At 49.2% G+C, this 9,910-nt stretch carries 7 protein-coding genes; 6 read left to right on the top strand and 1 reads right to left on the bottom strand.

Features of this window, described 5'->3' with window-relative positions:
• From AK963_RS33405 to AK963_RS20980, 4 genes are all read left to right on the top strand, one after another.
• On the top strand, positions 1 to 458 hold a 458-nt coding region (locus AK963_RS33405), incomplete at its 5' end, for a phage tail tube protein (RefSeq protein WP_202969821.1).
• A gap of 15 nt (positions 459 to 473) precedes the next feature.
• Positions 474 to 3,443, top strand: coding sequence for a tape measure protein (locus AK963_RS20990; protein ID WP_066017380.1), 2,970 nt, complete (start codon positions 474 to 476; stop codon positions 3,441 to 3,443).
• Between the two features lie 12 nt (positions 3,444 to 3,455).
• Complete coding sequence (locus tag AK963_RS20985; protein ID WP_066017379.1) at positions 3,456 to 3,836, top strand: hypothetical protein; 381 nt, start codon at positions 3,456 to 3,458, stop codon at positions 3,834 to 3,836.
• A gap of 218 nt (positions 3,837 to 4,054) precedes the next feature.
• On the top strand, positions 4,055 to 4,381 hold the full coding sequence (locus AK963_RS20980) for a hypothetical protein (protein ID WP_066017378.1): 327 nt from the start codon (positions 4,055 to 4,057) through the stop codon (positions 4,379 to 4,381).
• Between the two features lie 147 nt (positions 4,382 to 4,528).
• Here the strand turns inward: AK963_RS20980 and AK963_RS20975 are convergent, their stop codons facing one another.
• Positions 4,529 to 4,996 carry a hypothetical protein gene (locus AK963_RS20975; protein WP_066017377.1) on the bottom strand — a complete coding sequence of 156 codons (468 nt, stop codon included), beginning with the start codon at positions 4,994 to 4,996 and terminating at the stop codon, positions 4,529 to 4,531.
• A 537-nt stretch (positions 4,997 to 5,533) separates the two neighbouring features.
• Here AK963_RS20975 and AK963_RS20970 point away from each other — a divergent pair.
• Together AK963_RS20970 and AK963_RS20965 are read left to right on the top strand one after the other, a co-directional pair.
• Positions 5,534 to 9,070 carry a hypothetical protein gene (locus tag AK963_RS20970; RefSeq protein ID WP_066017376.1) on the top strand — a complete coding sequence of 1,179 codons (3,537 nt, stop codon included), beginning with the start codon at positions 5,534 to 5,536 and terminating at the stop codon, positions 9,068 to 9,070.
• Positions 9,070 to 9,910 (top strand): hypothetical protein (locus tag AK963_RS20965; protein ID WP_202969820.1); only part of this gene is annotated, 841 nt, incomplete at its 3' end. The genes AK963_RS20970 and AK963_RS20965, both read left to right, overlap by 1 nt.

Below are 9,910 nucleotides of genomic sequence, written 5' to 3'. Positions count from 1 at the left end.
ATGAGCCATTGGTTAGCCATGGCGTAGCGGATGAACTGATTCCGTTTAAACGGCTACCGGACCTTAATCAGTCCATCACGGTCAAAGACAGCCTGGATACTACGCTCGTTGCTGGTGATGATTATGAGCTGACTCAGTCAGGCATCAAGGTTATTGACGGTGGTGGTATTGATAACCAGGGGATCAAGGTTAGCTATGCACCACTACCTGCCAATATGGTTCAGGCACTGGTGGAGTCCGGTCGGGAGTTTGTGCTCTTTATGGAAGGCCTGAATGATGCCCAGGAAGGGCTGCCGTTTAATATCCGGGTACATCGGGTCAAGTTCTCACCGGTACAGAACCTCGGCTTTATCTCCGATGACTTTGCCAACATTCCCTTGCAGCTCGATGTGCTGTCGGATCCTACCATCACCGGCCAGGGCCTGAGTCCGTTTATGCAGCTGGATCTGGCCCAATAACCCGCCGAGTTTCCTATGCCCTCCATCAAAGAAACCGCGCTTCGGTTGGTGCTGAAAGCGCGGGATACCCTGTCACGTCCGGTTAAGCAGTCTGCTGCCTCCCTGGAATCCCTGCGAGGGGAAGCCCAATCCCTCAAGAGTCAACTCACTGAACTGGAAAAACAACAACGGTTGCTGTCGTCTTTCCAAAAGCAGACATCTGCTGTGCGTGAGGCTGGTCGGGCTTTTCGTGAAGCCGAGGCGAAGGTTGAACGGTTGGCCCGGGAATATCAGCAGGCAGAGAAACCCACAAAGACTCTACAGCGCAGGCTGGAGACTGCCCGTAAAGCGGTGGTGTCAGCTAACCAGTCTTACCATCAGCAGCGACAGAAGCTGGCTGAGTTGCGCAAAAGTCTGGGGCAGACGGGACTTTCCAATCGCCAGCTGGCCCAACAGCAGGAGCGGGTTGCCCAGGAACTTCGGGAAACGTCAGCGGCATTTCAAAAAGCCAGCAATCGGGCTAAGGAGGCCTCCAAGAGTTTCAGACGCTCTGGGTTAAAGAACATCACGAAGGATGCCCAGCAGGCATCATCGGGTATTAGTCGTCTAACCAGACGGTTCGCTGGCTTGATCGCGGCAGGTGCAGGCCTGTACATCATCAAACGTGGCATAGAGTCCATCCTGACTACGGGCGATAAGTTTGAGCGCTTGAGCGTTCAGCTGGAAGCCATTATGGGCTCAATGGCTGAAGGTGAACGGGCGCTGGCCTGGATTAAGGACTTTACCCGCAGCACGCCATTCCAGTTGGAAGAAGTCTCTGAAGCGTTTGTCCGGCTAAAAGCCTTTGGCCTCGACCCCATGGATGGCACCATGCAGGCCATTGTCGATCAGGCTTCCAAACTGGGCGGCGGGATGGAGCGGCTGAATGGCATCACGCTGGCCGTGGGGCAGGCCTGGGCAAAACAGAAACTTCAGGGAGAGGAGATTTTACAGCTGGTAGAGCGCGGTGTTCCGGTATGGGAACTGCTGGAAAAGGCCACCGGCAAAAACGTGCAGGAGTTACAGAAGTTGTCGTCTGCCGGGAAGTTGGGACGGGATACCATCGCCTTGCTGATTGCCGAAATAGGCAAAAGTGCAGAGGGCGCAGCGGCCAAAAATATGAGCTTGCTGTCCGGTTATGTCAGCAACCTGAAAGACAGCTGGCAGCAGTTCCTGGCTGAAATTGCCGACAGTGGTGCCCTGGAATACACCAAGAACCTGCTGGGTTCCATCGCCCTGAAAATAGAGGCGATGAATCAGGACGGTCGCTTGCAGGCTCTGGCGAAAAAGATCAGCAATGCCTTTATTGCCATGGGCGAGGCTATTCAATCAGCGCTGTCTGGCCTTTCTTTTGACGGGTTTGTTTCAAAGGTAGAAACCAGCTTTGCCACCCTCACCACGGTGATGGATAAACTGAAAACCACCTTCACGGTTACCGGTAATACTGTCACTTTCTTTTTCAACAGTTTCACACTGGCGGTGAAAGGCTTTGCGACCGCATTTCTCTATACCATTGGAGAAATCATCTTCGGCTGGGGCAAGCTGGCAGAGGTCGTAGGTGCTGACTCCATTGCCAAAGAGATGCAGGCAACCACTCAGTATCTGCGCACTCTTGGCAAAGAGTTTGCCAAACAAACCGCTGAAGATGCCAATGCCGCCAAAGACGCATTGGTGGGTATTTACGAAGCCCTCTCGAAACAGCATGAACAGACACAAAAAGACATTCGTCGTGAAAGCAAGGTGACCTGGGATCAGGTACGAGAAGAACAGGAGCGTTACCGGGCAGACGTTGAGCAGACTGGCCAAACCGCAGAGCAGGCAGCAGCAAGCACCAAAGCGGCGTTTACTGATGCTGCGAATGCCATCAGCCAGATCAACGCGGCTGAAACCCGCACCGAATTAGCCAGCCTTGGTGTAGCACTGGCCGAAGCCTTTTCTGCCGGAACACTATCTCAGAAAGGATACACTCAGGCGCTGGAGGCCAGTCGCCAGAAGCTGGCACAACTGAAAAAGGAGGCGGATGGCACAAGTCAGAGTATTGATAGAGTCACCGAGGCTGATGAGCAACAAACCGCAGCTCTTGAAGACTCCGCATCCATTGCCGGAGTCATGGCGGATCATTACAACACCCTGACCGAAGAGCTACAGGGCATGAGCGGTGCGGCACACGAAGCCTTTGTAGCCATGAATGGTGTGGGCAACGTCAACACAGAGCAGGCGATCAGCAGCATTACCGAACTGAAAAGTCAGCTCGAAGAAACGAGAGAAGAACTTAACAAACTACAGCACTCCTATGCCTTCGATGTCACCGGCATTAGCAGTTGGATGAATGAGACTGCGAAAAATGCTGCTTATGTCAAAAGCCAGTACTTAGAGCAGAAGATCGCTCTCGAAGAACTGTTAGAAAGTTATGAGCTCGGCGGCTCGACAGCGAGAAGCTTTATCCGTCAGGGCGAGCGAGCCACTGATACGATGAACCTCCTGAACAATCAGGATTTAGACCGTCTCAACAATGCCATTCGCTCGGCAGAGCAGAACATGGCGAGCTTGGGCGACAGTTCCCGGAATACCCTCAATAGCCTGCAAGATGAACTGGATGAATTACAGGGCAGACAATCGGATATTGAGCAACGCCGTTATCAAACGCAGCGTGACGATCTGAAGGCACAGCAGGCCGAGGCCGTTGCCAAAGGGGATCAGGAAGCAATCAAGAATATCACTTCTGCCCTGCGGATCAGTGAGCAGATTTACAACGAACGTATCCGGCAGGCCAACAATGAAAAAGCCCAAACCCTCCAAGAGAGCCAGGTGAGCACGTCAGCATCAACCACTCGAACCACACAACCGGCTCCACAGAAAATTATCCGGCTCGAATACCCCGGCGGTGCGGTCAATGTCGGTATTGATTCAACGGATGAAACCAAACTGCTGGAAGCCCTGAAAAACGCAGGTATGAGGACGCTTTAAAAGGAAAAAGCTATGCAATTGGATACCATTAGCCTCCCGGATGATCTTCTTTGGATCAATGAGTTTGAATGGAACCCTGTGCAGCAAAGTACAGACCGAAGCCTTACCGGCGCTTTGCTGGTTCAGGAAGGGCAACTAATAAATGGTAGGCCAATCGTTCTCTCTGGCAATGGTGAGGCCGGTTGGGTCTCCCGACTGACAGTCAAGAACCTATTTGCTCTCTCCAAAGCGGCCAATAAAACCATGACGTTGACGCTCCCGGATAACCGACAGTTCTCCGTTATCTTTGATCGGTCTAACGGTGCTCCTGTAGAGGCGCAGCAAGTATTACCGTTTGCCTATCCAGAAGATGATTATCAGTATTTACTTACTCTTCATTTCCTCACAGTTTAATACAGCTGTGTAAGTAAGTGTTGTTGAAGTTTATTGCTTAATTAAACAAATTATTGATCATTTAATACATGATAATTTTTTAAGAGTGCATTTTTTCTTCATTTGTTGACCTTTATTTTAAATGAGTCTTAACAAATTTCCTAATTGTGTCAGGAATGAAACTAAGATATAGCTACTGCTAAGTGTTTTATTTGGCAGATTAGATGTGGAGTTGGAAAATGAATAGTCAGGATGTTGTAGAAAGGGTGAATATCATAAGCAATACACGCCCCGTATATGTCATAGAGCCCATTAATGGACCAAATGGAGAGTATTTAGATATCCATCAATCTTTGATAATAGCGTGGATTGTAAAACACTATAAAAACAGTGATCAAGTATTGAAACCAGGATCTGCAATTCCCATTACATGCTCTGATTTTTCGGATGAGGGACTGTCTGATAGATATGCAATTTACGATAAAGAAACCGATTTATGGGAGGTGCCTGGTTTAAAATCAGGTTTTGAGGTTGGAGAGTTGATAGCGTGGTTTAAGGATGGATAGTAGTGATCAAGTGAGCTTTTTAGCTCACTTTTTTATTAGTCATAAATAGTATAAGTTGGCCTCCATTTCATCGGTTTTCTAATTTAAAAACCGATGTGGAATAAATCTTAAAATCCGATTTCTGGTCATTTTTTTAATTTGATTTACTCATGGATGGATTGAGCATGCTACATCTAATAGAAACTTGTCACGAGTAATCCACTTCACAAAGCATTTATCAACAGAACGAAGATCATCACCATAGATATAACGCCGTGTCATTATCAATTGATCAATGAAATCATTCAAAATAGCTGGGATTGTATTGCCTTCTTCTGTCTTCAGATAATGAAATGAATTGCTCCGTTTACGAAGGTAATCGGAATCTTTCATAGCTCCTAGATTCCAGCAGGTTACTATGAAATTAATGGTATTTTCAATGTATCTTTTGTTTGTATTATGGTTAAGAAGTAATTCTCCGGAAAGGTTAATCAGTTTGGTTTCTATTTTTGTTGATGGCTTGAGTATTGAGTTATTGTCTTTATCAAATGAACAATAGCTAGGCTTATGGTTTAAACGTAAAACTTTTCCATTTTTGATGGTTGTTTTTACAGCGTCCTTGATTAAGGTTTTCATGGTATTTTTTCCTTTTTGACGTTTTAATACACACGAAGTATAAAGAGTGTCTTAAAAATAAAGGCTTTTGGAATTCTACAAACATATGTAGAGACAGTTTTTTAGGTCAGAGGCTAACCAGATAAATGTGAGAATCATCCGCTTACGACAAGTAAATAATATTTCATAACTGCTGAAAATAATCTGAATGAAAGTGATAACAATAAATATATATTGTCTTGAGTGCGGCAAAGTGACGCTTAGACTTCTACTTCAATCAGATTTGTTTCAGAGTTATCATTATGGCACATAATCGTAGAATATAAATGGAGTGGTTTTTTATTTACAATTGTTTTGTTTTTTTATTCTATTTTTTGCTCAATATGTTCTAGGTTTTTTTAAATTGTTTTTTAGATTCATTCTAGTGACTGTAGCTGTCCATAGAGATACTTGGATATTCAGATCAGCATCAGGCTCATTAATAACGACTCTTCTAAAAAAAAATATCTTTACGTATAACAACCCAGTATTAGTAATACACAAGCATAAGGATTTGCTATGGCTATCAATAATAGCGACGTAAAACTCTTCGAAAGCCAGCGGCTTACCGACGAGGAAGATGGCGGTGGTCGGGTAACTGGTAACGAGGTCATTGATGGCAACGTCAATAATCTCTTTCAGGATATTTCCCGGATCGACCGAACCATTGGTGATGTTGCCCTGCGTAAGGCGTTTATCGGGATCAGCACCGATAACAATGACATTTATCTCGGCAGTCATTTGATCCTGACCGAGCCTCCCAAGGATCAGAATGTCAGTGTCTTACTGTTCAATACCGACAGTCAGACCGATGAGCGCCTCGATGCCAGAGACAGAATCGAGAGTTATGTCGTCCCCGGCATTAAAGCATCGTGGGAACTGGTCGGCGATCAGCTGGAAGGTCAGCGTGCCATTGTTGGCTATCAGCGTGAGGAATGGGCGGTCCCTGAAATCGGGGAGGTCTATAAGCTAACCACACCCGATGAGCTAACCAGCCAGTTTATCCGTATTACTGCCGTTGATCATTCCGTGGTCACGTTTACCTATCACAACGGTGCGGAGTACGTGGACTTTAACCGGCGCAAGGTAGAAATGGAGATCAGTGCGCCGCTAATAACCACCTTTGTCGGAGCGCAGCCAGTCCCCGGAGAACCGGAGGAAGAAACCAGCACCATTTATGGGACACAGATAGCCGATACCTCCCGTTACTATGGTATTCAGCCATTAAGTGCCAATGTGACCGCTGGCGACTTAACGGTTAAGGCCGAGAGCGTTTATGCGCCACTGGTGCCGAGTGCCAAGGTGGAAAGCCCACTATTGGATCAATACGGTGGCTATACCGGCAAAACGATGGTGGCCACGGCTGACACTACCCGCTCGGTCAGCTGCCGTTTTGTGCATATTACCGGCAACCAGAGCCGAACCTACGTACAGCGTGGCGTGCTGCCTAAAACGCTTTCTCTGTCACTCGAAGGTGGCACCTTTGAAGATGACGGTGCAGGAAATCTGCTCCATAAAAGCGGGACCAATAATTTCAGCAAATTGACCGTGGATTATGAGCTCGGGGAAATTAACGTCTGGCGAGCGAGCAGCTATACCACGGCTACTGCCAACGCTACCTATCAGCCAGCCGTTGCCATTACCGGGGCTGCGATCAGTGGGGCTATCCCGATCACCAACCAGAACCGGGGCTTTAACTACACCCTGAATATGGCCGAGGCCAAACCAAGGCCGGGAACATTGGTGGTCAGCTATATCGCTCTCGGTAAATGGCAGGACATCCGGGATACCGGCGCAGGCCAGATGACCGGATCGGGAACCGGAACCATTATCTTTGCAACGGGATCAGCTGCAATCACTCTGGATGCTCTGCCCGATCCTGACAGTGCCATCGTTTTTAGCTACGTGGCGCAGAATGATGATGAGGTGACGATCCGAACCGGCTCGGTGCCTGTGGATGATATGACCTTTCGCCATACCGTCGAGAAACCCGGCATCAAACCCGGCTCGATGACGGTGACGTATGTTTCCTCCGGTGAGAATAAAACCCTGACCGATCAGGCCAATGGGCTTCTCACTGGTGACGGTAACGGAGCCATTCACTACGCTCCCGGAGAGTTGAGCTTTAAGCTGGATTTCCTGCCTGATAGCGGCACTGAGATTCAACTTACCTATGAAGAAGGCACCAGTGCCGGTGGTGAGGTGATTGTCTCGGTGGATGGTCAGGGGGTGATGAGTGGCACCATTCCCGGTGCGCCCTTGCTCCCAGGTTCTATCCAACTGCAATTTCTGGTCGAGCAGCTGTCCAACGTACCGAGCGAAACCAGAAACGAGGATGACTGGACTACCTATGAAACCACCCGGAACGTGGCTAAACAGATCAGCGACGATACAACGGGTGGCTGGCGTGGCGTAACAGGCAGCATTGATTACCAGACCGGGGCGTTTACCATTCTGGCGTTGGATCAGTACACCTACCCTGAATACGTCATCAAGCAGACGTTTAATGGTTACGTTCGAAAACTGGACGTGACCAACACCTCCAAAACCCAAACCTTCAATGGCAGCACCATTACTGCCATTGCACAGGCGAGCAACCTCGCTCATGCACCGTACAACGAGAACATTACCTCACCAGAATTGACCATTGATCTGTTGCCCTTGATGGACAATACCGTTCTGCTCCCCGGCAGCGTGATCTTTGAATGGAACGGTGAAACCTATTTTGATCGGGACGGTTCGCTCTATAAAAACCTGAGCACCGAAACCAATGCCGGGGTTCAGGTCGGCAGGGTTGACTACAGCGGTGGTATGGCGACACTGGCGAGCTATCCAGAAGGATCGGTCAGTACGGCCACCATTCAGGCAGCGGCCACCGTTGGCGTTGGCTTTAAGATTGATGCGGTCGCCTTCCGTACTCCCGGTGCTCCAATTCGTCAGGGCAGTTTGCAGCTAACAGCCGTTCGGGTTGATAACGGGGACATTATCACGGCCACGGCGGATTTTAATGGCGAGTTCAATACCGCAGAAGTGGTCGGAAAAATAGACGTAACCACAGGCTGGTGTGAGCTTCAGTTCATCGACGGCAGCTCTCCTGAAAAGACGCCGATCTACGTTATCCCACAAAGTGTCCGTTATAACTGCGTGGTGGAAACCAGCCTGCCCCTCGATGCTGAATTGATCGGGCTCGATCCGGTTCGTCTCCCTCCTGATGGACGGGTCCCTATCTATCGAGCCGGGGATATTGTAGTCATCAGCCACACGGCAAGCACCGATGCAGGTACACCAACCGCCGGTCAGGTGATCAACCTGGCTCGTGACCATCAGGCAGAAATCGTGGTGGAAGACAGCAGCGGGGCTCCACTGGCCAGCGATCAATATACCGTCGATAGAGAGGCAGGAACCGTTACCTTTGCCGATCCGTTGAGCCTGATTGATGCTGGCAGTAACCCTCTCACTGCACCTTTTACCATTAAGGATCGGGTGGAGCACATGAGCGTGTTAAGTGACGTTCAGATCAACGGCGACCTCTCCATTATCTCGCCTGTACCTTGGGATTTACCGGCCTCCGAAACCACGGTCAGCAGTGCAGTCGTGTATGGGGATCTTCAGGCGAGAGTGAAAAACTTTTTCAGCCAGAAGGTTTGGGACAACGGCGACCCGAACTGGACAGATCATCGGATCGGCGACCAGACCACCGCCCAATACAACACCATTAACTATCCGGTGGAAGTGACCAACAAGGGAGCCATCTATGGCAAGTGGGCGGTGATCTTTACCAGCAGCACTGCCTTTCAGGTCGTTGAGGAAAAGCTCGGGATCATTGCAACCGGCAGTACAACAACTGATACCGCACCCATTAACCCGGAAGCGGGCGTGCCTTATTTCACCATGAAAGCCGATGGTTGGGGCAGCGGTTGGGCAACAGGTAACGCTATTCGTTTTAACACGGATGGATGCCTTGCGCCGGTGTGGATTTGCAGGACTGTCCTTTCAGGTCAGGGAACGGAAACCAATGATGATTTTACGCTTCAAATCAGGGGGGATGCGGACTGATGCCGGTTCAATACTACAGCTGGAACGATTCAGGTGCCCCGGAATTTAAATATTTAAGTGGCGGTTATGGCGCTTATAAAAATTCCATCATTGAAGTGCTCGATGCGATTTTGGTGACCGGATACGGCAGTAAACCGGGATTTGGCTGGACAAAGGCAATGACCTCGACGGTGCCGGACAGTAACCGCACCGTCTACAAAAATCATTCAGCCCATCAGGACGATATGTACCTGATCGTGGAGCCTGACGGTAATCAGCAGCAAGGGTTCAAAATGCAGATTGCCGATGTTGTGACCAGCCCGGAAAGTTACGTTGGATACAGCCAGATCGCTGCCGTGACACAAAACCACGGGGGTACACAACGCTGGCACGCCATCGGCGATGAACGCACGTTGATCTTTGTTTTTTACAGCGGTTATGTGGATACCCTCTCAGCCGGTTATTTCAACCGGTACGGTCCCGTCGCCATTTATGTCGGCGACTTTGAGGTGGCTGCTGGCAGCAATCCCAAAGCGTGGGGATTGGTTGCCCCGAGCATGTATCCGGGAACCCTGGATAACGAAGGCAGTTACAGTGTAGAGACTCATGGCTCTTTTAATCTGTCCACTACTGCCAGTAACAATGCCAATGACCGACCGGTGACGCAGGTGCCGGGGGAGTTATGGAGCGAAAGTGATATTCACTCCATGACCCAGTTCTTGATGGCGGATTCGCCTATTTCTTACAACTACACCGAAAAAGACATTGCTACGTTTGAGAGTGCTGTTCAGCTTCGATCAGAAGCGTTTTTGATTCTGGATTATCAACACAGCTTTCGTCTTCGGGGGGTATACAGTCTGT

Source organism: Endozoicomonas atrinae, from assembly GCF_001647025.1.
GTDB classification, from domain to species: Bacteria; Pseudomonadota; Gammaproteobacteria; order Pseudomonadales; family Endozoicomonadaceae; genus Endozoicomonas; species Endozoicomonas atrinae.
This window is presented reverse-complemented; position numbering and strand designations above follow the sequence as displayed.

What these genes read in the sequence shown, in the direction of transcription:
- AK963_RS20985 (WP_066017379.1), top strand. Translation starts at nt 3,456, where the DNA reads ATGCAATTGGATACCATTAGCCTCCCGGATGATCTTCTTTGGATCAAT.
- AK963_RS20990 (WP_066017380.1), top strand. Translation starts at nt 474, where the DNA reads ATGCCCTCCATCAAAGAAACCGCGCTTCGGTTGGTGCTGAAAGCGCGG.
- AK963_RS20970 (WP_066017376.1), top strand. Translation starts at nt 5,534, where the DNA reads ATGGCTATCAATAATAGCGACGTAAAACTCTTCGAAAGCCAGCGGCTT.
- AK963_RS20980 (WP_066017378.1), top strand. Translation starts at nt 4,055, where the DNA reads ATGAATAGTCAGGATGTTGTAGAAAGGGTGAATATCATAAGCAATACA.
- AK963_RS20975 (WP_066017377.1), bottom strand. Translation starts at nt 4,996, where the DNA reads ATGAAAACCTTAATCAAGGACGCTGTAAAAACAACCATCAAAAATGGA.